A 21,313-nucleotide genomic window follows, 5' to 3' on the forward strand; every position below is an offset into this window, starting at 1 on the left:
CCCCTCCCGCCTGCGGGAGGGGGAATGACGGCAACCACCCAACTCGACCAGCCGGCAAGCACAGAATTTGCCCACGCTGCCTGGCTTCACTCCGTTCAACAAGCTTCGCCTAAAGCGTCGCCTCGATCTCCCGCGCCGCCATGTCGGGATTGTCCGCCAGGCTGATCGGCCGGCCGACAACCAGGATGGAAGCGCCCCGGTCCAGCGCCTCGCGCGGCGTCACCGCGCGCTTCTGGTCGCCCATCGCGCCGCCCGCCGGCCGCACGCCCGGCACCACGAAGAAGCCGTCCGGCCAGGCCTTCTTCGCCAGCGCGACCTCTTCGCCGGAACAGACGATCCCGTCCAGCCCGGCGCTGCGCGCCAGGTCGGCCAACCGTGCCACCTGATCCTCCGCCTTGCCGCCAACGCCGATGTCCAGCAGGTCGCCATCGTCCAGGCTGGTCAGCACCGTCACGGCGACCACCCTGGTCTTGATCCCGGCGGCCGCCTTCGCATCCTCCAGCATGGCGCGCCCGCCGGCGGCATGGACGGTCAGGATCGCGGGTTCCAACATATGCAGCGCCTGCACCGCCTTGGCGACCGTGTTGGGAATGTCGTGCAGCTTCAGGTCGAGGAAGATGGGCAGGTCGAATTTCATCATCTCATGCACGCCGTGATGGCCATGGGCGCAGAAGAATTCGAGGCCCAGTTTCAGCCCGCCCACATGATGGCGCACCTGCTGCGCAAGGTCCTGGGCCTTGCGCAGGTCGGGCGTATCGATGGCGACATAGATGGGGCTGGTCATGCTGGTCCTGTGGTGGAAAGGGTAGGGGCCGCTGCCGGACTGTCGGCGGCGGCGGCGGGGAATGAAGGGGCGGAAGAGGGAGCGGCGGTTGCCGCGACCAGGGCGCGTTCGGTGCTCTCCAGCTTGCGCTTCATCCGCCAGCGCGTGGCCCGCGCCATGATCCAGAAGGGCAGCGCGCCCAGCAAATAGGCGCCGATCAGCAGGACCGGCAGCTTCGTTTCCATGACCAGGTCGCCCCAGAGGTTCACTTCCACGCGCGTGTAATTGGCGACGCAGAATAGCGCGAGGGCGACGGCGACGACGACCCAGAAGGCAGTCCGCAGAAATTGCATCAACGCTCCTATAGCTGCTGAACGGGCAGCTTAGGCGATTTTGTCGCGCTGCGGAAGCGCCTCGTCGGCAGGAGTGAAGGCGATGCGCAGGGAAAGCGTCTTTTCCGCGCCGGGTTCCATGCTTTCCATGCCCTCCGGACGATTGACGGCATCGGGCATGTGGCTGACCGGCTCCAGGCAGAAATCGCGGGAAAGGGGCGGCCGATAGACGTGGAACCATGACGCGCCCGATGCGCTCAGCACGATCCGCGTCCCGTCGCCCCGCCGGACGATGGCGCTGCCGTTCCAGCCGCCATAGACATTGTCGATCAGCCCGTCGCCCCGCACCGGCGCGCCCGCCGACCAGTCGCCCAGCGCATCCGCCGCAACTTCCCGCACGGGCAGCAGGTCGGCCGCGGCAAGCCACAGCCGGTCGGCCTGGAACTGGAGCGAGCTGTCTTCGTCCGCCTGGAAATAGGGGTGAAATCCCAGGCCCGCCGGCATGGCTTCATCGCCGATGTTGCGCAGCGTCAGCCTCATTTCGATGGCATCGTCGAACAGGGTGAAATGCTGCTGCGCCTCATAGGCCCAGGGCCAGCCGCCATCGCCGTCATATCGATGGGTCAGGTGCGCGCTGTCCTGCGCGACGGCCTCGACATGCCATGCGGATGTCCAGCCGATGCCGTGGATGCTGTGCGGATGATCTCCGAAATTGAGCGGCAGCCGCACGTCGCGACCGGCGAAGCGGAAGCGGCCATGGGCGATGCGGTTCGCATAGGGCACCAGCGGAAAGCTGGCCATCTGCAAAGGATCTGCGCTGTTTGCAGGAGCGGTGCGCAATATCTCCGTCCCCGCGAAGCGCAGCGCCGCCAGAGATCCGCCGACGGCAGGGGCGAGCGCGGCTTCCACCGCGCCCGCCTTCAAGGCGATGAGGCCGTTCAGCCGACCATGTCCTCAAGCTCTCGGCCCTTCGTCTCATGCACCAGGGCGCGGACGAAGAAGAAGGAGACGGCCGCGAAGAAGGCATAGCCGGTATAGGTGATCGCCAGGCCTGGCGACACCGCCAGTGCAGGGAAGCTGACGGAGATCAGCGCATTGGCGATCCACTGCGCGAAGCCGGAGACCGCAAGGCCCGATCCCCGGATCTGGTTGGGGAACATCTCGCCCAGCATGACCCACATGATCGGGCCCCAGCTCATGTTGAAGAAGATCACGTAGAGATTGGCGGCGACCAGCGCGATCACGCCGTTATTGCCGGGCAGCGACACCGCGCCGCCGGGCGCCGTGACCGCTGTCGAAAAGGCATAGGCGACGGTCGCCAGCGTCACCGCCATGCCCGCCGATCCCATCAGCAGCAACGGCTTGCGCCCGACCCTGTCGACCAGCGCGATGGTGGCAAGGCAGGCGCCGATGGACAGCACGCCCGACAGGATGTTGGTCTGGAGCGCATAATCCTCCGAAAAGCCGACCGCTTCCCAGAGCGTCGCGCCATAATAGAAGACGACGTTGATGCCGACGAGCTGCTGGAACACGGCCAGGCCGATGCCGGTCCAGACGATGGGGCGGATCTTGCCGCTGGCCTTGTCGATCAGGTCGCCGAGCTTGGGCCGGTGATGATCGGCGGCCAGGCTGTTGCGGATTTCCACCACCTTGCGCGATGCGGTCTCCGCGCCGAACAGGCGGGTGAGCACGGCATGGGCGCGCTCCTCCTGCCCGCGCGCCACCAGATAGCGGGGGCTTTCCGGGATGACGAGCAGCGCCAGGAAGTAGATCGCGGCCGGAATGGCCTGAAGCCAGAACATCCAGCGCCAGGCCGGAAAGCCCAGCCACAGCTCCGCCGTCGATCCGCCGGCATAGCGCGCCAGCACGAAATTGGCGACGAACGCGCCGGTCAGGCCGGATATGATCATCACCTGCTGCACGCTGGACAGCCGGCCGCGCACCGCCGCCGGAGTGACTTCGGAAATATAGACCGGGGAGATCACGCTCGCCGCGCCCACGCCCAGGCCGCCGATGATGCGCGCGACGATGAAGATGGCGGACGATCCCGCCGCTCCCGCCAATATCGCGCTGGCGAGGAACAGCACGGCCGACAGCATCATCACCCCGCGCCGCCCGATCAGGTCGGCCATGCGCCCGGCCAGGAACGCGCCGATGGAGGAGCCAACCAAAATGGCGCCGACATTGACGCCGATGCCCAGCTTGCCCAGGTCGAAGGCGCTTTCCAGCCCCTTCTGCGTGCCGTTGATGACGCCGCTGTCATAACCGAACATGAAACCGCCGATGGTCGCCACGGCGACGATGGCGGCGATGAAGGCCATATTGACCTTCTCGGCACTCCCTTCGGTCATTCCTGCTCCTCCGATATTATTCTAAATGGCTGCAATATAGGATGTTTGCCCGCGCACGCCGGGATCGAAAGCGAAAAGATCGCCGGCGCAGGGCTGCGCGACAAGCTGGTCGCTCGTCAAGCCCTTGCGCGCCGTGGTGGCATAGGCGACCGACAGGTCCGGCCCGCCAAAGGCGATCTTGGTGATGTTGGCGACGGGAAAGCGGACCTCCGTCATCAGCCTGCCCGCGGGATCGTAGCGCCGCGCGGCCCAGCCGGCGAACAGCCCGGTCCAAAGGCAACCTTCCGCATCGACGGTCGGCCCGTCGGGATAGCCTGCGCCGTCCTCTATCTCCACGAACAGCGCCGTATCGTGAAGCGTGCCGTCGGCGGCGATCCGCGTCCGCCAGATCCGCTTGCCGAGCGTGTCGGTGTGATAGAGCAGCGTGCCGTCGGGCGAAAGGGCAGGACCGTTGGTGATGGCAATGGGGGGCAGGCCGCTTTCGGTCAGCCGGTCCTGGTGCAGCCGGTAGAAACGCCCGCTATCGGCTGCCTCCCCATCGTCCATCGACCCGAACCACAGACCGCCCGCCGGATCGACGGTGGCGTCGTTCAGCCGGTTGCCGGGCCGGTCGGCCTCCGGCGCATGCAGCAAGGCGAAGCTGGCGGCATCCGGATCGAAACGATGCACGCCGGACTGCAGGCCCACCGCGAACAGCCCGTCCCGCGTCGGCACTATCCAGCCGACCTGGGCCGGCGCATCCCAACTGCGCGCCACGCCCAGATGGGGATCGAAGCGGTAGATGCGCTTCTGCTTGATGTCGACGAACCACAGCGCGGCATCGCGCGCCACCCAGACGGGGCCTTCGCCCAGGGTTGCGCCGACGCTCAGCACGCTTTCCGGAACGGGCGCCATGGCGTCAGCGCCAGCCCGCGTCGATGAAATAATCATGCCCGGTGCACATGCGCGCATCGTCGGACGCCAGGAACATGGCCAGCGCCGCCACGTCCGCCGGCATGATCCGCCCGTCCAGGCATTGCGCGGCGACGATCTCCGCCTCGCCCTCCGGCGTGTACCATTTCATCTGGCGCGGCGTCTTCACATTGCCGGGGATGATGGTGTTGACGCGGATATTGTCGCGGCCCAGGTCGCGGGCCAGGCTGCGCGTCAGGCCCTCTATCCCGGCCTTGGCGGTCTGGTACAGCACCAGGTCGGGCAGGGCGAGGTGCCAACTGATCGACCCGAAATTCAGGATCACGCCCCCGCCGGCGCGCTTCATCGCCGGGACCACGGCCTGCGCCGCGAAGAACAGGTGGCGCAGGTTCACCGCCATCCGCTCGTCCCAATAAGCGGGCGTGACTTCCTCGATGCCGTGACGGTCGTCATTGGCCGCATTGTTGATCAATATGTCGACGCCGCCAAGCTGTTCCTCCACCGTGGCGATCATCGCCTGCACGGCTTCGATGTCCCGAAGGTCGCAGGGGTGGAAGATCGGCGGGAAATCCGCGCCCTTCAGCCGCTCCGCGACCGCCTCGCTCTCCTCTTGCGCGATGTCGCAAAAGGCGACCCTGGCGCCTTGCGCGGCAAAGGCTTCGACCAGGCCTTCGCCGATCCCGCTGCCGCCGCCGCTGATGAAGACGCGCTTGCCCTTCAGGCTCGGATAGACGGCGCTGTTCATGCGAGCAGACCCCGCTTGGCGAGGTTCGCCATCAGCGCCGAAAGCCCGAAACTCCAGGGTTCGGCATCCTTCGACGTCACCACCCGGTTCACCAGCCTGCCCAGGCGCGGGGTAGAGATGGCGACGCTGTCGCCCACCTTGTGGGTAAAGCCGTGCCCCGGCTCGTCGCGATCCTGCACCGGCGCGAACAGCGTGCCCAGGAACAGGGCGAACCCGTCGGGATATTGATGTTCCGACAGCGTCTGGCGCACCAGTTCCAGCGGATCGCGGCTGATCTGGTTCATGCTGCTGGTGCCCTCCAGCCTGTATCCTTCCGGCCCGTCGATGGTCAGTTCCACCACGGCATCGCGCACGTCGTCGATGGTGAAATCACTGTCGAACAGCCGGACCAGCGGCCCCAGCGAGCAGGAGGCGTTATTGTCCTTCGCCTTGCCCAGCAGCAGCGCGGAACGCCCTTCGAAATCGCGCAGATTGACGTCATTGCCCAGCGTCGCGCCGATGGCCTGTCCGTCCGCGCCGACGATCAGCACGATCTCCGGCTCCGGATTGTTCCAGTTCGAATCGGAACGGATGCCGATTTCCGCGCCGGCGCCTACCGTGGACAGCACGGGCGCCTTGGTGAACACCTCGGCGTCGGGGCCGATGGCGACCTCCAGATATTGCGACCAGAGACCATCTTCGATCAGCGCCTGCTTGAGCGCCGCGGCTTCGGTCGAACCCGGCACTACCGCCCGGATGGACCCGCCGACCCTCTCCTCCAGTCGCGACCGGATGTCCGCCGCCGCGCCTGCGTCGCCGCGCGCCCGCTCCTCGATCACCCTCTCGATGGCGGACAGGGCGAAGGTCACGCCGCAGGCCTTGACGCATTGCAGGTCGACCGGGCTCAGCAGCTGCAGGTCCAGCGCGTCCAGCGCGCCGAGCGCCGCGCCGTCGGCCGCTTTGGCCGTGGGCAGCATCTCCACCAGTTGCGCGGCGGTGGGCGCAACGCGGCTCATGTCGTAGGCGGTGCCGCCCTGGACCAATATGGGACTGGGGCCTTCCGCCGTTTCCACGCGGCCCATGAACAGGCCGGACCGCCAGTCGGCGGGAAGGCAATCGAGCAAAGTGGAGACCCCCGGCATCATCGACTCCTAAGAACATACGTTATTGATAGCGCTACCAACACGACTGGCGACGGAAGTCAAGGGTGCTGCGACGGTAAAGCGGGAACTGCCCCTTCATCCGCGCATTTCCTCCTGGAAAAGGAGGCTGCACGCTCATGGCCGCTCGCGCATATTGGCAGGGGCAGATTCGTCTGGCGCTGGTATCCATTCCGGTGGAAATCTATGCCGCCACCAAGTCAGGCGCGCAGATCGCCTTTCACCAGATCCACCAGCCCAGCGGCAAGCGCGTCCGTTATGAAAAGACCGTCCCCGGCATCGGTCCGGTCGATCCTGAGGACATCGTCAAGGGCTATGAACTGTCCAAGGGCGACTATGTGCTGCTCCAGCCCGACGAGATCGAGGCGGTGAAGCTGGAAAGCAAGAAGACGCTCGAACTCACCCAGTTCGTCGACGCCAGCGAGATCGATGTCCTTTATTATGAGCGGCCCTATTATGTCGTGCCCGCCGACGACCTGGCGGAGGAGGCCTTTATCGTCCTGCGGGAGGCGCTGAGGCGGACGAGGAAGGTCGGCCTGGGCCAACTCGCCATGCGGGGCCGGGAATATGTCGTGTCGCTGAAGCCCTGCGGCCGGGGCATGGTGCTGGAAACGCTGCGCTACGCCGATGAGGTGAACCGCGCCCAAAGCTATTTCCGGGACATAGAGGATGCGAAGCCCGATGCAGAACTGCTCGACCTGGCGGAGACGCTGATCGAGAAGAAGACCGCGCCCTTCAAGCCCGACAGCTTCCACGACCGCTATGTGGATGCGCTGGAGCGCTTGATCGAGAAGAAGAAGAAGTCGAAGGGCCGCCGGATCATCGAGGAGGAAGAGGAGGGCACGGTCGCGCGCGGCAGCAATGTGATCGACCTGATGGCGGCGCTCAAGAAATCGGTCGGCTCCGGCACGGCTGCATCTGGCTCGAAACCGGTCGCGAAGAAATCTCCCGCCAAGGCCGCCACGCGAAAGACGCCCGCCAAGCCGGCCAGTCGAAAACGAGCCTGACCCATGGCTGATGCCGATCCGCTCAGCGCCTATAACCGCAAGCGCGATTTCCGCCGGACTCGCGAACCGGCGGGCAGGCGCGGCCGCAGGCAGGGCAACGGCTTCATCGTGCAGAAGCATGACGCGACCCGCCTGCATTACGATTTCCGCCTGGAAATGGACGGCGTGCTCAAGAGCTGGGCGGTGACGCGAGGGCCCAGCATCGATCCCGCGGACAAGCGGCTGGCCGTCCGAACCGAGGATCACCCGCTGTCCTATGCGACGTTCGAGGGGACGATCCCCAAGGGCGAATATGGCGGCGGCACGGTCATGCTCTGGGACGAGGGCACCTGGGAGCTGGTCCCCGGCAAGAGCGCGAGCGACCTTGAGAAAGGGCATCTCCACTTCATCCTGCACGGCCAGCGGATGCGCGGCGAATGGCTGCTGATCCGGCTGAAGCCGCGAGGTCGGGAAAAGAGGGAAAACTGGCTGCTGCGCAAGATCGAGGATGCCCATGCCGGCAGCGCTGACGATCTTATCGCCCGCAATCTGACAAGCATCAGGAGCGGCCGCACCATGGCGGAAATCGCGGCGGGCGCGCCGGCCATTTCGCTGAAGGGGAAGAAGGGAAAGGCCTTCGACGCGGCGATGGCGCAGGCCGACCGGGCCGTCCCGGCGAAGAGGCGCGCCAGGGCGGGATCGGACCGCCCGCCGCCCTTCCAGACGCCGCAACTGGCGACCCTGGTCGACGCCGTGCCCACGGGCAATGGCTGGATGCACGAGATCAAATATGACGGCTATCGCTGCCTGGTTTCGGCATCGGGCGGGAAGGTCAGGATTTTCACGCGGTCCGGCCTCGACTGGACGGATCGCTTCGCGCCCCTCGCCGCCGAAATCGCGGCGATGAACCTGCCCGGCGCCCTGATCGATGGGGAGGTCGTCGCGCTCGGCAGCGATGGGAATCCGGATTTCTCCACGCTCCAGCAGCTGTTGAAGGGGGAGGGGAAGGCGGCGCTGCACCTGTTCGCCTTCGACCTGCTCCAACTGGACGGGCAGGATCTGACCGCCATGCCCAATATCGGCCGGAAGGAAAAGCTGGCCGCCCTGTTGGGCGAAGGTGCCGCGCATGTCCATGTCGGGGACCATGTCGTCGGGGCAGGGGAAAGGCTGTTCCAGGCCATGTGCGGCGCGGGGCAGGAGGGGATCATTTCCAAGCGCGCCGACGCCCCCTATCGCGGCGCGCGCACGAAGAATTGGCTGAAGGTCAAATGCACCCGCCGCCAGGAATTCGTCATCGTCGGCTGGACCCCCAGCGGCGCCAGCGGACGCTCCATCCGCAACCTGCTGCTCGGCCAGCGGGAGGGGGAGGGGCTGGTCTATGCGGGAAAGGTCGGCACGGGCTTCAACGCGGCCAACAGCGCCGGGCTGGTCGCGGCGTTCGGCAAGCGGGGGCGCAAGACCGCCGCGCTCAGCGTGCCGCGCAGCGAAAGCCGGGGCGCCCGATGGGTTCGCCCCGATCTGGTCGCGGAAATCGCCTTTGCCGAATTCACGGCGGAAAATATCGTCCGCCATGCCAGCTTCCTGGGCCTGCGCGAGGACAAGGCGGCCAGGGAGGTGCGACGCGAGGAAGCCATGCCGACGCCTGAAGCCCAAAGTTCGATCCGGATCAGCAATCCCGACCGCCTGATCTTCCCGGAGGCGAAGATCACCAAGGGCGAGCTTGCCGAATATTACGCCCGCATGGGCGCGGCGATGCTGCCCTGGATCGCCCGTCGGCCGATCAGCCTGGTCCGCTGTCCGCAGGGCCGCGCAAAGAAATGTTTTTTCCAGAAGCATGACAGCGGCAGTTTCGGCGACCATGTCAAACATGTCCCGATCCGCGAGAAGGAGGGGAATGAGGAGGATTATCTTTATATAGAGGATAGCGATGGCCTGTTGGCCTGCGTCCAGAGGGGGGCGATCGAATTTCACGGCTGGGGTTCGGGCGTCGCGGATGTCGAGCGGCCGGATCGCATGATCTTCGACCTCGATCCGGACGAAGGGCTGGACTTCGAGGATGTGAAGAAGGCGGCGCGGGACATCCGCCGGGCGCTGGAGGATATGGGCCTTGCCAGCTTCGCCATGCTGTCGGGCGGCAAGGGCATCCACGTCGTCGTGCCGCTGACGCCGCAGGCGCAATGGCCGGAGGTCAAGGATTTCGCTGACCGCTTCGCCCGTGCCCTCGCCGCCCAGGAACCGGATCGCTTCACCGCGACGATGAGCAAGGCGAAGCGCAAGGGCCGCATCTTCATCGACTGGCTGCGCAACCAGCGCGGCGCCACGGCGGTGCTGCCCTATGTGGTGCGCGCCCGCGAGCTTGCGTCCGTCGCCGCCCCCGTCACCTGGGAAGAGTTGGACGGGATCGAGAGCGCGGCGCACTTCACGGTGAAGGACGCCGCCCTCCTGCTCGACTGCGCCTCCTCGCGAGACTTGCGCGGCTGGGGGGAAGCGCACCAGCCGCTGCCCGCTCATTAGGGCCGATCGCTGGCCAGGCAGCGTGGACAAATTCAAGACACGCCAGACTGAGTGATTTGGGTGGAGAGCGGACGTTTCTGATCCTCCCCATCGGTAGATGGGGAGGTGGCAGCGCGAAGCGCTGACGGAGGGGAAAATGCGCAGATCGTGCCATTTCCCCTCCACCACCGCTTTCAGCGGTGGTCCCCCTCCCCACGCTGCGCGTAGGGAGGAATTCATGTCAGCTAATGGCCATTTCCCGACATTTTCGAATTTGTCCACGCGGTCTAGGAAATCGTGGAAGGCAAGGAAAAACGGAGCGGCGGTCCGGTTCGGTCAGGTCGAAAGCCCCTCCAGCGGATTTTCGCCGCATCCGCCTTTTCTGCGCGGACGCTTTGTTGCATATCGGGAATCACCATGACGAAGCCGACCGAAGAAGCGCCCGAAAGCGGCGCCGCAACCCCCGCCTCCACCAACGAGACGTCCGACATGGCCTCCGCGGCCCGCAAATCGGCGGGCAAGGCCGTCTGGATGGGAACGGCCGTCGGCATCGGATCGGCCGCCATCGTCGCGGCCTTGCTCTACGCAAACAAGAAACGGGGCTGACGCTCCCGAAAGGCGAAAAAAGAGGCGGCATGGCCTTCGCTCCATGCCGCCCCATGATGCGACCCTTCCAGGGTTCTTTCTCCGCTCGGGCGGAGAATTCCTAAGCCGCGCCGCCGCTCAGATAAGCGATCAGTTCCGGCTTGCTGACCGTTGCGCTCTTGTCGGCATCTGCGGTGACGAATGCGCCATCGGCCCAGGCGGTCACCTCCGCGGGCGCGAGGGACTTGCCCGTCGCCTTCAGTTCCTGGTCCTTCAACGCCACCATCCAGCGCGAAAATTCCGCCTTGTCGAGTTGGCCGTCATGATTCTGGTCATAGGCCGGAAATTCGGTGTCGACGATGGACGCGACCGCATCCCCTGAGGTGGCGGGCTGGGCCTGGTTCCCCTGCGGCGAGGCGGGAACGGACTCCTGCGGGGCGGCCGCCCCCGCCTGCGCCAGGGCGGGCGTCGCTGTCAAAAGGGCGCTCGTCAGAAGAAATGCGCGGATCATCATCTGCTCCAAGGAACCGATCGGGCGAACTTTCACGGCGATAATAGCCAAATAAAACATGCCGTTCCTGACTTTTTGTTCATCCCTCTCCACTCATCTTCCGATTCGGTTCAGCTTGGCGACCGATGCTGCGATTAATGGGACGAAGCACGGAAAAGCGGCGGGTTTTTCCGGCGATTTGCCCCGCAAAGGCGGTGCTGCTAGGCGGCAGCGACATTCAACTCATGCACGCAGGATTCGCCCGATGGTCCCCCGTTACGCCCGCCCGCAAATGACCGCCCTCTGGGAGCCGGAAGCCCGCTTCAGGATATGGTTCGAGATCGAGGCGCATGCGACCGAAAAGCTGGGCGAACTGGGCGTGGTGCCGCCGTCCGCCGCCAAGGCGCTGTGGGACTGGTGGGCGACCGAGCCCGCGATCGACGTGCCCGCCATCGACGCCATCGAGGCGGTGACCAAGCATGACGTCATCGCCTTCCTGACCTGGGTAGCCGAACAGGTGGGCGACGAAGCCCGCTTCATGCACCAGGGCATGACGTCCAGCGACGTGCTTGACACCTGCCTTGCCGTGCAGTTGAGCCGCGCCGCCGACCTGTTGATCGACGACTTCGACAAGCTGCTGGAGGTCATCAAGCGCCGCGCCTATGAGCATAAGCTGACCCCGACCATCGGCCGCAGCCACGGCATCCATGCCGAGCCTGTGACCTTCGGCCTGAAAATGGCGGAGGCCTATGCGGAGTTCAGCCGCTGCAAGGCGCGCCTGATCGCCGCCCGCGCCGAAGTCGCGACCTGCGCCATTTCCGGCGCGGTCGGCACCTTCGCCAATATCGATCCCCGCGTCGAGGAGCATGTCGCCGAAAAGCTGGGCCTCGCCGTCGAGCCGGTGTCGACCCAGGTCATCCCGCGAGACCGGCATGCGATGTTCTTCGCCACCCTGGGCGTCATCGCCTCGTCCATCGAGCGGCTGGCCGTCGAGGTCCGCCACCTCCAGCGCACCGAGGTGCTGGAGGCGGAGGAATATTTCTCGCCGGGCCAGAAGGGCAGCAGCGCCATGCCGCACAAGCGCAATCCGGTGCTTACCGAGAACCTGACCGGCCTTGCCCGCATGGTGCGCAGCTATGCGCTGCCGGCGATGGAGAATGTTGCGCTCTGGCACGAACGAGACATCAGCCATTCGTCGGTGGAGCGCTATATCGGCCCCGACGCCACCATCACGCTCGACTTCGCGCTGGGGCGCCTGACGGGGGTCATCGACAAGTTGCTCGTCTACCCTGAGCGGATGATGAAGAATCTCGACAAGATGGGCGGCCTGGTCCACTCGCAGCGGGTGCTGTTGGCGCTGACGCAGGCGGGCGTCTCGCGGGAGGACAGCTACCGCTATGTCCAGCGCAACGCGATGAAGGTCTGGGAATCGGACGGCCAGCTATCGCTGATGGAATTGCTCAAGGCCGATCCGGACGTCGCCGCGGCGCTCACGGCCGAGCAGATCGAGGAGAAGTTCAACCTCGATTATCACTTCCGCCAGGTCGACACGATATTCCGCCGGGTGTTCGGGGAACAGGACCAGGCCGGCTAAGCCAAGCCCAACGCCGCTTACCTGTGCTCCCGCGAAGGCAGGAGCACAGTTCCGCCCTGGCGGATCACTCGACGATGGAGCTGGCCCCTCCCAGGCCACCTGTCTCCTTATCGGCGGAAAGCCGTCAATGCGGAACGGCGTCGGATTGCCGCCGGATCAATTCGTAATCCAACAGCAGATGCGACGGCTTTTCCTCCGACTTGCCCTTGCGCGCCTTGATCTGCCGCACCAGCAACTCGACGGCGGCGCGCGACATGGCGCTGATCGGCTGGCGGATGGTCGTCAATTCGGGCCAGATCGTGGTCGCCAGCGACGTGTCGTCGAAGCCGCATACGGTCAGGTCGCCCGGCACGTCCAGCCCGCTGCGATGAGCAATGGCGACGGCCGCCGCCGCCATGTCGTCATTGCTGGCGAAGATCGCGGTCGGCGGCTTGGGCAGCGCCAGGATTCGCTCCGCCGCGTCCAGCCCGGATCGATAGGTGAAATAGCCCTGTTCGACCAGCGTCTCGTCCGGCGCGATGCCCGCTTCCGCCAGCGCGTCGCCATAGCCCTCCAACCGGCGCCGGCTGGCGCTCTGGTTCGGATGACCCTTGATGAAGCCGATGCGGCGATGACCCAGCGCGATCAGATGGCGCGTCATCGCCAGCGCGGCGGCATGGTCGTCGATGCTGACCGCCGACATGTCGGCGGGCGCCTCCCCGGTGGCGACGGCGACGGCGACCAGGTCCGCCGCCTTCAGCGCGTCCTTCATCGCCTGGTGGTCGCACAGCGGCGGCGGCAGGATGACGCCGTTGATCCGGCCGCGCAACAGATGGTCGACCACAGTGCCGACGGCGGTTTCCTCATCCCATTTCTCCACCACCAGGTCGACGCCGCTGCGGCTGGCCTGGTCCAGGCTGCCGACCAGGAATTCGCTCAGATAGGATGCCGAAGGGTTGCTGTAGAGCAGGCCGATGCGAGTTTCGTCCCCGCCCGCCAGGCTGCGCGCGGCGGCGCTGGGCGAATAGTTGAGCGCGGCGATGGCCGCTTCCACCTTTTCCTTTGTGGCGCTTCGGACGATCTGTTCGCCGTTGATCACGCGGGACACGGTCATGGGCGAAACGCCCGCATGTTTCGCGACATCGTTGATGGTCGGAGCGTTGCGCTGCCGCCTAGAGCTTCTCGGTTCCATGAGCGTAATGGTAACGGGAAGCTCGCCCGATACTAAGCAAAATCCTCCATCGTCTTTTCGGATCGCGTCAATTACGGCTCTTGGCGCGGGGATGGCCGCTCGCATCCAGCACGGTTTCCATCGCGACATAGGTGGAGGTGCTGGCGACATGGGGCAGGCTGGAGATCTTCTCCCCCAGCACGGCGCGGTAACGGCGGATGTCGGCCGTCCTCACCTTCAGCAGATAATCGAAGCTGCTGGCGATCATATGGCATTCCTCGACCTCGGGAATGCGGCGGACGGCGGCGTTGAACTCGTCCAGCGCCTTTTCGCGCGTGTCGGACAGCTTCACCTCGGCGAAGGCGACATGGTCCATGCCCAGCTTCGCCGGATCGACGATCGCCCGAAATCCCCGGATCACCCCCGTTTCGATGAGGCGGCGCAGGCGGACCTGGCAGGGCGTCTTGGACAGGCCCACCGCCTGGGCCAGGTCGGTGACGGTCATGCGGCCGTCCTCTATGAGGGCGGCGACGATCTTCCGGTCGAATTCGTCCATCTCGATCGTCGGCGGATTTTTCATGGGCTTTGCCGTGGAAGCATGCTGTCGCGAAAACCATGGATTTTCCGACAAATATGATGGTCGGGGAGAGAGGATTCGAACCTCCGGCCCCTGCCTCCCGAAGACAGTGCTCTACCAGGCTGAGCTACTCCCCGACCGATAGCGGGTCCGTTTCGAGGCGGGCCCGCTGGGCAGGCCGCAGCCTATAGAGGTGGCTTTTCCGGCTGGCAAGCGGCCGTTGCGGTTTTTTTTGGGCGGTTCATAAAAGCCCCGCCTGGCGGAAGCTGAAACGCCCCTTTCGCCCGTGAATCACATGGTCCGCCAGCGCGATCTCGATCGGGCGCAGGCGTTTCGAGAGGGTCCGGGTCAGCCGGATGTCGGCCCAGCGCGGAAGGGGGCTGTCGGGCCGCTGCTGCTCGATCGCCAGCCAACGGCTCTCCCACCGCAGCAGCGCGTTCACGGTGTCGCGCCAGTCCTGATCGGCGCGCAGCCGGTGAAGCGGCTGCCATTCGTCGTCCAGGACGAGAAGGTTCAGGGAGGCGGGTTGCGGCATGCGTCGCAGAATGGCCCTGCGCCGCCCGGGCGGTAGGGGAAGGCTGGTCCTTTTCGGAGGAAGCGGCAGCCAATCTTGTCCGTTTCGCAGCATTTGGCGTCGGCGGGCCGCTTCGCTACAGGAGGGGGCAGCCCGCCAGAATCATGAAAGTGTCCGCATGGCATCCTCTCCGCCCCATTATGAGCAGCAATATCTGGACCTGATGCGGCACATCTGGCTGCATGGGGATGAGCGGATCGACCGGACGGGCGTGGGCACGCGGTCGATATTGGGCGCGACGATGCGCTTTTCGCTGGCCGACGACGCGGTGCCGCTGCTCACCACCAAGCGGGTCTATTGGAAGGTTGCCGCGCGGGAGATGCTGTGGTTCCTGACCGGCGACACCAACATCCGCGAACTGGTGCGGCAGGGCGTGCATATCTGGACCGACTGGCCGCTGGACAGTTACCGCAAGGCCACGGGCGAGGAAATCGACCGCGACGCGTTCGAGGCGCGGATCGTCGAGGATCAGGCTTTCGCGGCGCGCTGGGGCGATCTGGGGCCGGTCTATGGCGCGCAATGGGTGAACTGGCCGCGCTATGAGGAGGTCGGGGACGGCCTCTACCGCCGGGCGGCGCAGGGACATAACCAGATTGCCGATCTGGTCGAGGCGATTCGGACCAGCCCCGGCTCGCGGCGCTTGCTGTTCACTGGCTGGAACGTGGCGGAAGTATCGCGCATGGCGCTGCCGCCCTGTCACATGACCTATCAGTTCCAGGTGGCGAACGGGCGGCTGAACGGGCTGCTGTTCCAGCGGAGTTGCGACCTGGGGCTGGGCTTCGCCTTCAATATATTCGGCCTGTCGATGATCACCCGGATGCTGGCGCAGCAATGCGATCTGGAGGCCGGCGAGATCGTCTGGCAGGGCGGGGACGTGCATCTCTACCTCAACCACGCCGAACTGGTGGAGGAGCAGATCGGCCGAATTCCGTCGGGCAGCCCGAAATTGCGGATCAACCGCCGCCCTTCGAGCATTTTCGATTATCGGATCGAGGATTTCGAAGTGGCCGATTACGCGCCGCAAAGGCATATCGCCGCCCCCGTCGCCGTCTAGCGGAGGACGAGGCGCGGCCAGATGGGTCAGCAAGGCTTGCCTTTGCGGGTGTTGTAATATAATAATTGCACTGAGCAATATTATTGCAATGCACAAAAGGAGGCAGGATGAGCGACCGGATCGATTCGGACGCTGGAAGGGACGAGGCAGGGCGTAATCTGCCGCCGCTCCGGCTGCATGTGCCGGAGCCGAAATTCAGGCCTGGCGACAGCGCCGATTTCAGCGACTTCGACATTCCGCCCGCTGGTGCGCAGGCGCGGCCGGACGAGACGGCGCAGCCCGCCGGGATGCGCGCCCTCGCCTATGGGCTGGTCCGGGTGCTGGATGAGGAGGGGGCTGCGGTCGGCCCCTGGGATCCCAAGCTGCCGCCGGAAATGCTGCTCAAGATGCTTCGCAACATGGCGCTGACGCGGGCGTTCGACGCGCGCATGTTCCGCGCCCAGCGGCAGGGCAAGACCAGCTTCTACATGAAGTCGACGGGCGAGGAGGCCGTGTCGATCGGCGCCGCCGCGGCGCTGGCGAGCGATGACATGTGCTTTCCCAGCTATCGCCAGCAGGGCATATTGATCGCCCGTGGCTGGCCCATCGTCGACATGATGAACCAGATCTATTCGAACAAGGGCGACAGGCTGAAGGGGCGCCAGCTTCCCATCATGTATTCGGCGCGGGACGCGGGGTTCTTCTCCATTTCCGGCAACCTCACCACCCAATATCCGCAGGCCGTGGGCTGGGCCATGGCCAGCGCGGCGCGGGGCGACACGCGGATCGCGGCGACCTGGTGCGGGGAAGGGTCCACGGCGGAGGGCGACTTCCATTCGGCCTGCACCTTCGCCAGCGTCTATCGCGCGCCGGTCATCATGAATGTCGTGAACAACCAGTGGGCGATCAGCAGCTTTTCGGGCTTTGCGGGGGCGGAGGCGACGACCTTCGCGGCGAGGGCCATTGGCTATGGCATTGCAGGCCTCAGGGTCGACGGCAACGATGCGCTGGCGGTCTATGCCGCGACGCGCTGGGCCGCGGACCGGGCGCGGGCCAATGCGGGCCCGACCCTGATCGAACATTTCACCTATCGGGTCGAAGGGCACAGCACGTCGGACGATCCCAGCGCCTATCGTTCCGCCGACGAGGCGAGCCACTGGCCGCTGGGCGACCCCATCGCACGGCTGCGGAAACATTGCATCGCGCTCGGCATCTGGGATGAGGAGCGGCATGCGGCGATGGACAGGGAACTGGCCGAAACGGTCCGCGACGCGGCGCGGGAGGCGGAGAAGAACGGCATCCTCGGCCACGGCCTGCACCACCCGATGGAATCGATGTTCGAGGATGTGTTCGAGGAAATGCCCTGGCACCTGCGCGAGCAGCAGCAGAAAATGCTCGACGAATGGAAGGCAGCCGGCCTGTGAGCGACATGATGAGCGAAGCGGTGACGGAAACCCGCGGCGATACGGTGCAGATGAACATGATCCAGGCGATCAACAGCGCTCTGGACGTGATGATGGAGCGCGACCCCGACGTGGTCGTGATGGGCGAGGATGTCGGCTATTTCGGCGGCGTCTTCCGCGCAACGGCGGGCTTGCAGCAGAAATATGGCAAGAATCGCGTGTTCGATACGCCGATCACCGAATGCGGCATCATCGGCGTCGCGGTGGGCATGGGCGCCTATGGCCTGAGGCCGGTGCCGGAGATCCAGTTCGCCGACTATATCTATCCCGCGCTGGACCAGCTCGTGTCGGAAGCGGCGCGGCTTCGCTATCGCTCCGCGGGGGAGTTCATCTCGCCCATGACGGTGCGCTCGCCCTTTGGCGGCGGCATTTTCGGCGGACAGACGCACAGCCAGTCGCCTGAGGGCATCTTCACCCATGTGTCGGGCGTGAAGACGGTGATCCCCTCGACCCCCTATGACGCCAAGGGCCTGCTGATCGCGGCCATAGAGGATAATGATCCGGTCATCTTCTTCGAACCCAAGCGCATCTATAACGGGCCGTTCGACGGCCATTACGACACGCCGGCGCGAAGCTGGGCGGGGCATGCGCAGGCGCAGGTGCCGACCGGCCATTACCGCGTTCCGCTGGGCGAGGCGCGGGTGGCGCGGACGGGCGAGGCGCTGACCGTGCTCTGCTATGGCACGATGGTGCATGTGGTAGAGAACAGCGTGGCCGAAATGGGCGTGGATGCGGAAATCCTGGACCTGCGCACGCTGGTGCCGCTGGACATCGAGGCCATAGAGCGGTCGGTGCGCAAGACCGGGCGCTGCATGATCGTGCATGAGGCGACGCGGACGAGCGGTTTCGGCGCGGAACTTTCCGCCCTGGTGCAGGAGCGGTGCTTCTACCATCTCGAAGCGCCGATCGAGCGCGTGACCGGCTTCGACACGCCCTATCCGCACAGCCTGGAATGGGCCTATTTCCCCGGCCCGGTGCGCATCCGCGAGGCGATCAACAAGATTTTGAAGGATTGAGGGGCTGTCATGGCGCTTTTTACGTTCAGGTTGCCGGACATCGGCGAAGGCATCGCGGAAGCGGAGATCGTCGGCTGGCACGTGAAGGTCGGCGACCGGGTCGAGGAGGACCAGCCGATCGCCGACATGATGACCGACAAGGCGACGGTGGAGATGGAATCGCCGGTCGCGGGCACCGTGGTCCGGCTGGCGGGCGAGCCGGGGCAGCAGATCGCCATCGGATCGATGCTGGTGGAGATCGAGACGGAGGGGGAAGGGGAGACGCCTGCTCCCACTTCTCTCCTCCCTTCCGGGGAGGGGCCGGGGGTGGGGGGCGAGCGAAGCGAGCTTGCCCCGGCCTTTGAAGAACAGCCGGCCCCGCCGGAAGCTACCCCCGACCCGTCTTTGAGAGAGAAGGGAGAAGTGCTGGCTTCCCCCGCCGTTCGGGCGCGGGCGAAGCAATTGGGGATCGATCTTGCCCAGGTGAAGCCCAGCGGCGATCATATCCGCCATTCCGATCTGGATGCCTTCCTGCTTTATGGGGCGGGTCAGGGCTACCGGCCCGCAGGCCGATCGGCCATGCGGGCGGACGAGGAGGTCAAGGTCATCGGCCTGCGCCGCCGCATCGCGGAGAATATGGCCGCCTCCAAACGCGCCATCCCGCATTTCTCCTATGTGGAGGAGATCGACGTCACAGCGCTGGAGGAAACCCGCGAGCAGTTGAACGCCCATCGCGGCGAACGGCCCAAGCTGACTCTGCTGCCGCTGCTGATCGTGGCGATCTGCCGCGCGCTGCCGGATTTTCCCATGCTGAACGCGCGCTATGACGATGAGGCGGGGGTGGTGACGCGCCATGGCGCCGTGCATATGGGCATCGCGACCCAGACCGACGCGGGGCTGATGGTGCCGGTGATCCGCGACGCGCAGGACCGCAATGTCTGGCAGCTCGCGGCGGAGATCAAGCGGCTGGCCGACGCCGTTCGCGCGGGCAAGGCCAGGTCGGACGAGCTGTCCGGCTCCACGCTGACGCTGACGTCGCTGGGGCCGCTGGGCGGGGTAGCGACGACGCCGGTCATCAACCGGCCGGAAGTCGCGATCATCGGCCCGAATCGCATCGTCGAGCGGCCGGTGTTCCGGGGGAAGGAAGTGGTGCCCGCCAAGCTCATGAACCTGTCCATCAGTTGCGACCATCGGGTGGTGGATGGATGGGATGCGGCGAGCTTCGTCCAGGCGGTGCGGAAGTTATTGGAGACGCCGGTTCTATTGTTTGCGGATTGAGAGGCGGTATCCCATTGCTCCCCACGCTGCGCGTAGGGAGGATTAGTTTGCGCTCTCAACGTACCGTGGCGCGATAACTGAGGCGACCGCTTTCGCCGGGGGATATTTCGTCGGGGACGGTCCAGCGGATATGGGTGATGTCGGCGGGGACTGCGCGGCGGGTGCCGCCCAGCGCCGTCGGCAGCCATAGGTCGGAGAGGCGGCCCCATCGGGCGCCGCCGTCGACCGACACCTGCATGGCGGGATCGGTGAGGTCTGGCTGAGCGCCACGCGGGACGGCGTTGGTGACGGCCAGGTTGCGGATCGTGCGGTTGCCCGCATTGCGCCAGTTGACGACGAAGATGAGCTGGTCGCCCGATTCCGCCCGGCCGGCGCTTTCCAGCACGCGGCGGGCGCGGCCGTTGATGTCGGTGCTGACCCGCTCCACGAACATCTGCCGTTCCAGCCGGATTTCCTGCCGTGCCCAGGCAAGCTGCGGCGCCGCCATGCAGGCCAGGGCGACCAGCCAAGCCCCCGATTTCATCCCAGTCCCCCAAGCTGTTGCCCGGCCAATGTGGCAGCAGGTGCCGAAGATTTGGTTAAGGCCTTGTTTCCCTTGCTATCCGCCTGATCCGCTGATGTAAATTATCGGGCCGAAATTGACGGGCGGGCGCCGCCCGTGCAGAAAAAGGGCGGCGGGCGAGGATATTTCAGGCGTGACACCCCAGGAACAGCAGGAGATCAACCGGCGGCGGGACCGCTTGCTGGCGTCGATCGCGCTGACGACCGGCGTCGGGCTGATCCTGGCGCTGCCCTTCGCCTTGAGGGAGGGCGCCGAGTTCTTCCTGCCGCTGACCGCAGCGCTGGTGATCGCCATTGCGCTGGTGCCCTTCCTGGAGTGGATGGAGCGGCGGAGCGTGCCTTCGCCTCTGGCCGCGCTGACGGCGGTGATCGCCTTCCTGCTGGTGGCGAACACGGCGCTGGTGCTGATCGTGGTTCCGGCGGCGGACTGGTTCCGGCTGCTGCCCGAACGCCTGCCCAAGATTCAGAACAACCTGGCGCCGCTGATCGATTTCTATTCGCAGCTTCAGCGTTTCGTGGACGAGACGGTGCAGATGCTGGCGACCGGGCCGGTCGCGGCGGCGCAGACGGCGGCGGTGGATGCACCGCGATCCCTGCTGCAGTTCGCGGCCACATCCGCCCCGGCGGCGATCATCCAGATGGTGTTCGCGCTGCTCATCATCTATTTCTTCCTGGCCGGCTGGACGCGGCTGCGGCGGCGGACGATCAACAGCCGGGGCAGCTTCGACGGCGCGATGGCGGTGGCGCGGGTGATCCAGAATGTGGTGGACGCGACATCCGCCTATGTCCTCACCATCGCGACCATCAACCTGTGCCTGGGGCTGGCGGTCGCCTTCGCCCTGTGGCTGATCGGCATGCCGTCCCCGCTGATGTGGGGCGGCATCGTCGCGCTGCTGAATTTCGTGCCCTATTTCGGGCCGATGCTGGCGGCGGCCCTGCTGGCGCTGGGCGGCCTGATGGTGTTCGATGACGTGTGGAGGGCGCTGCTCCCCGCCGCCTTGCAGGTCGGTTTCCACCTGGTGGAGGCCAATGTCGTCACCCCGACGATATTGGGGCGGCGGCTGACCATGAATCCGCTGCTGATCCTGGTGTCGCTGACCTTCTGGGGATGGGTGTGGGGGACGCCGGGCGCCTTGCTGGGCGTGCCGTTGCTGATCATCATCCAGACGGTCGTGTCGGCCGCCGGAACGCCCGACATAGCGGGTTTCCTGTTCGAGCGCGGCACTCTGACGGTCGACCCGCGCAAAGAAAATGACGAAAGCCGCGAAACTGATGTCGCAGGCGGTTGACAG

21 protein-coding genes and 1 tRNA gene are annotated in these 21,313 nt (G+C 65.7%); 9 read left to right on the forward strand and 13 right to left on the reverse strand.

Going from position 1 to position 21,313, the window contains the following annotated elements; genetic code table 11:
- Window positions 1-109: 109 nt before the first annotated feature.
- From pyrF to L286_RS43755, 7 genes are read right to left on the reverse strand one after another with little or no spacing between them, the layout of a single operon-like run.
- A complete protein-coding gene (gene pyrF, locus L286_RS43725; RefSeq protein WP_007683485.1) occupies window positions 110-784 on the reverse strand; it encodes an orotidine-5'-phosphate decarboxylase in 675 nt (224 codons plus the stop codon).
- Window positions 781-1,116, reverse strand: a complete 336-nt coding sequence (locus L286_RS43730; RefSeq protein ID WP_007683486.1) for a lipopolysaccharide assembly protein LapA domain-containing protein — start codon at window positions 1,114-1,116, stop codon at window positions 781-783. Before L286_RS43730 ends, pyrF begins: the two co-directional genes overlap by 4 nt.
- A 30-nt stretch (window positions 1,117-1,146) precedes the next feature.
- On the reverse strand, window positions 1,147-2,019 hold the full coding sequence (locus L286_RS43735; RefSeq protein WP_007683488.1) for an aldose 1-epimerase: 873 nt from the start codon (window positions 2,017-2,019) through the stop codon (window positions 1,147-1,149).
- A 14-nt stretch (window positions 2,020-2,033) separates the two neighbouring features.
- Window positions 2,034-3,446 carry a sugar porter family MFS transporter gene (locus L286_RS43740; protein ID WP_007683490.1) on the reverse strand — a complete coding sequence of 471 codons (1,413 nt, stop codon included), beginning with the start codon at window positions 3,444-3,446 and terminating at the stop codon, window positions 2,034-2,036.
- Between the two features lie 21 nt (window positions 3,447-3,467).
- Window positions 3,468-4,340 (reverse strand): SMP-30/gluconolactonase/LRE family protein, encoded by an 873-nt coding sequence (locus L286_RS43745; RefSeq protein ID WP_020818922.1) that lies wholly within the window; start codon window positions 4,338-4,340, stop codon window positions 3,468-3,470.
- A gap of 4 nt (window positions 4,341-4,344) precedes the next feature.
- Window positions 4,345-5,103, reverse strand: a complete 759-nt coding sequence (locus tag L286_RS43750) for an SDR family NAD(P)-dependent oxidoreductase (RefSeq protein WP_020818921.1) — start codon at window positions 5,101-5,103, stop codon at window positions 4,345-4,347.
- Window positions 5,100-6,224 carry a fumarylacetoacetate hydrolase family protein gene (locus tag L286_RS43755; RefSeq protein ID WP_025160700.1) on the reverse strand — a complete coding sequence of 375 codons (1,125 nt, stop codon included), beginning with the start codon at window positions 6,222-6,224 and terminating at the stop codon, window positions 5,100-5,102. The genes L286_RS43750 and L286_RS43755 overlap by 4 nt, the downstream gene beginning before the upstream one ends.
- A 137-nt stretch (window positions 6,225-6,361) precedes the next feature.
- Between L286_RS43755 and ku the strand changes: the two genes are divergently transcribed.
- From ku to L286_RS43770, 3 genes are all read left to right on the forward strand, one after another.
- The gene (gene ku, locus L286_RS43760; RefSeq protein WP_020818919.1) at window positions 6,362-7,249 is read left to right on the forward strand and encodes a non-homologous end joining protein Ku; all 888 of its coding nucleotides are present in this window, start codon (window positions 6,362-6,364) and stop codon (window positions 7,247-7,249) included.
- A gap of 3 nt (window positions 7,250-7,252) precedes the next feature.
- Window positions 7,253-9,742 (forward strand): DNA ligase D, encoded by a 2,490-nt coding sequence (gene ligD / locus L286_RS43765; RefSeq protein ID WP_020818918.1) that lies wholly within the window; start codon window positions 7,253-7,255, stop codon window positions 9,740-9,742.
- A gap of 396 nt (window positions 9,743-10,138) precedes the next feature.
- Window positions 10,139-10,327, forward strand: coding sequence for a hypothetical protein (locus L286_RS43770; protein WP_007683500.1), 189 nt, complete (start codon window positions 10,139-10,141; stop codon window positions 10,325-10,327).
- 100 nt (window positions 10,328-10,427) lie between these two features.
- Here the strand turns inward: L286_RS43770 and L286_RS43775 are convergent, their stop codons facing one another.
- Window positions 10,428-10,877 (reverse strand): EF-hand domain-containing protein, encoded by a 450-nt coding sequence (locus tag L286_RS43775; RefSeq protein ID WP_020818917.1) that lies wholly within the window; start codon window positions 10,875-10,877, stop codon window positions 10,428-10,430.
- 184 nt (window positions 10,878-11,061) lie between these two features.
- Between L286_RS43775 and purB the strand changes: the two genes are divergently transcribed.
- Window positions 11,062-12,390, forward strand: a complete 1,329-nt coding sequence (gene purB, locus L286_RS43780) for an adenylosuccinate lyase (RefSeq protein WP_025160757.1) — start codon at window positions 11,062-11,064, stop codon at window positions 12,388-12,390.
- A 124-nt stretch (window positions 12,391-12,514) separates the two neighbouring features.
- Here the strand turns inward: purB and L286_RS43785 are convergent, their stop codons facing one another.
- From L286_RS43785 to L286_RS43800, 4 genes are all read right to left on the reverse strand, one after another.
- Complete coding sequence (locus L286_RS43785) at window positions 12,515-13,561, reverse strand: LacI family DNA-binding transcriptional regulator (protein WP_021223955.1); 1,047 nt, start codon at window positions 13,559-13,561, stop codon at window positions 12,515-12,517.
- Between the two features lie 67 nt (window positions 13,562-13,628).
- A complete protein-coding gene (locus L286_RS43790; RefSeq protein WP_007683509.1) occupies window positions 13,629-14,120 on the reverse strand; it encodes an Lrp/AsnC family transcriptional regulator in 492 nt (163 codons plus the stop codon).
- Window positions 14,121-14,177: 57 nt separating this feature from the next.
- Window positions 14,178-14,254: transfer RNA gene (locus tag L286_RS43795), tRNA-Pro, on the reverse strand.
- A 104-nt stretch (window positions 14,255-14,358) separates the two neighbouring features.
- On the reverse strand, window positions 14,359-14,652 hold the full coding sequence (locus L286_RS43800; protein ID WP_020818914.1) for a JAB domain-containing protein: 294 nt from the start codon (window positions 14,650-14,652) through the stop codon (window positions 14,359-14,361).
- 157 nt (window positions 14,653-14,809) lie between these two features.
- Between L286_RS43800 and thyA the strand changes: the two genes are divergently transcribed.
- The 4 genes from thyA (at window position 14,810) to L286_RS43820 (ending at window position 19,460) form a co-directional block, all read left to right on the forward strand.
- On the forward strand, window positions 14,810-15,745 hold the full coding sequence (gene thyA, locus L286_RS43805) for a thymidylate synthase (protein ID WP_007683513.1): 936 nt from the start codon (window positions 14,810-14,812) through the stop codon (window positions 15,743-15,745).
- 107 nt (window positions 15,746-15,852) lie between these two features.
- Entirely contained in the window at window positions 15,853-17,148 is a 1,296-nt protein-coding gene (locus tag L286_RS43810) for a 3-methyl-2-oxobutanoate dehydrogenase (2-methylpropanoyl-transferring) subunit alpha (protein WP_020818913.1), read from the forward strand.
- 50 nt (window positions 17,149-17,198) lie between these two features.
- A complete protein-coding gene (locus tag L286_RS43815; protein WP_025160758.1) occupies window positions 17,199-18,203 on the forward strand; it encodes an alpha-ketoacid dehydrogenase subunit beta in 1,005 nt (334 codons plus the stop codon).
- A 9-nt stretch (window positions 18,204-18,212) separates the two neighbouring features.
- Entirely contained in the window at window positions 18,213-19,460 is a 1,248-nt protein-coding gene (locus L286_RS43820) for a dihydrolipoamide acetyltransferase family protein (protein WP_020818911.1), read from the forward strand.
- A 55-nt stretch (window positions 19,461-19,515) separates the two neighbouring features.
- Here L286_RS43820 and L286_RS43825 read toward each other — a convergent pair whose 3' ends face one another.
- Window positions 19,516-19,983 (reverse strand): hypothetical protein, encoded by a 468-nt coding sequence (locus tag L286_RS43825; protein ID WP_007683521.1) that lies wholly within the window; start codon window positions 19,981-19,983, stop codon window positions 19,516-19,518.
- A gap of 172 nt (window positions 19,984-20,155) precedes the next feature.
- On the opposite strand from L286_RS43825, the gene L286_RS43830 reads away from it, so the two are divergent.
- Window positions 20,156-21,310 (forward strand): AI-2E family transporter, encoded by a 1,155-nt coding sequence (locus L286_RS43830; protein ID WP_007683523.1) that lies wholly within the window; start codon window positions 20,156-20,158, stop codon window positions 21,308-21,310.
- The last annotated feature ends 3 nt before the right edge of the window (window positions 21,311-21,313 follow it).

The organism is Sphingobium sp. HDIP04, from assembly GCF_000445085.1.
GTDB lineage: Bacteria > Pseudomonadota > Alphaproteobacteria > Sphingomonadales > Sphingomonadaceae > Sphingobium > Sphingobium indicum.

Coding starts and splice junctions, on each gene's coding strand:
- pyrF (WP_007683485.1), bottom strand. CDS start 784: ATGACCAGCCCCATCTATGTCGCCATCGATACGCCCGACCTGCGCAAG.
- L286_RS43815 (WP_025160758.1), top strand. CDS start 17,199: ATGAACATGATCCAGGCGATCAACAGCGCTCTGGACGTGATGATGGAG.
- L286_RS43770 (WP_007683500.1), top strand. CDS start 10,139: ATGACGAAGCCGACCGAAGAAGCGCCCGAAAGCGGCGCCGCAACCCCC.
- L286_RS43790 (WP_007683509.1), bottom strand. CDS start 14,120: ATGAAAAATCCGCCGACGATCGAGATGGACGAATTCGACCGGAAGATC.
- ligD (WP_020818918.1), top strand. CDS start 7,253: ATGGCTGATGCCGATCCGCTCAGCGCCTATAACCGCAAGCGCGATTTC.
- L286_RS43800 (WP_020818914.1), bottom strand. CDS start 14,652: ATGCCGCAACCCGCCTCCCTGAACCTTCTCGTCCTGGACGACGAATGG.
- ku (WP_020818919.1), top strand. CDS start 6,362: ATGGCCGCTCGCGCATATTGGCAGGGGCAGATTCGTCTGGCGCTGGTA.
- L286_RS43825 (WP_007683521.1), bottom strand. CDS start 19,983: ATGAAATCGGGGGCTTGGCTGGTCGCCCTGGCCTGCATGGCGGCGCCG.
- thyA (WP_007683513.1), top strand. CDS start 14,810: ATGGCATCCTCTCCGCCCCATTATGAGCAGCAATATCTGGACCTGATG.
- purB (WP_025160757.1), top strand. CDS start 11,062: ATGGTCCCCCGTTACGCCCGCCCGCAAATGACCGCCCTCTGGGAGCCG.
- L286_RS43755 (WP_025160700.1), bottom strand. CDS start 6,224: ATGCCGGGGGTCTCCACTTTGCTCGATTGCCTTCCCGCCGACTGGCGG.
- L286_RS43820 (WP_020818911.1), top strand. CDS start 18,213: ATGGCGCTTTTTACGTTCAGGTTGCCGGACATCGGCGAAGGCATCGCG.
- L286_RS43785 (WP_021223955.1), bottom strand. CDS start 13,561: ATGGAACCGAGAAGCTCTAGGCGGCAGCGCAACGCTCCGACCATCAAC.
- L286_RS43730 (WP_007683486.1), bottom strand. CDS start 1,116: ATGCAATTTCTGCGGACTGCCTTCTGGGTCGTCGTCGCCGTCGCCCTC.
- L286_RS43775 (WP_020818917.1), bottom strand. CDS start 10,877: ATGTTTTATTTGGCTATTATCGCCGTGAAAGTTCGCCCGATCGGTTCC.
- L286_RS43745 (WP_020818922.1), bottom strand. CDS start 4,340: ATGGCGCCCGTTCCGGAAAGCGTGCTGAGCGTCGGCGCAACCCTGGGC.
- L286_RS43810 (WP_020818913.1), top strand. CDS start 15,853: ATGAGCGACCGGATCGATTCGGACGCTGGAAGGGACGAGGCAGGGCGT.
- L286_RS43750 (WP_020818921.1), bottom strand. CDS start 5,103: ATGAACAGCGCCGTCTATCCGAGCCTGAAGGGCAAGCGCGTCTTCATC.
- L286_RS43740 (WP_007683490.1), bottom strand. CDS start 3,446: ATGACCGAAGGGAGTGCCGAGAAGGTCAATATGGCCTTCATCGCCGCC.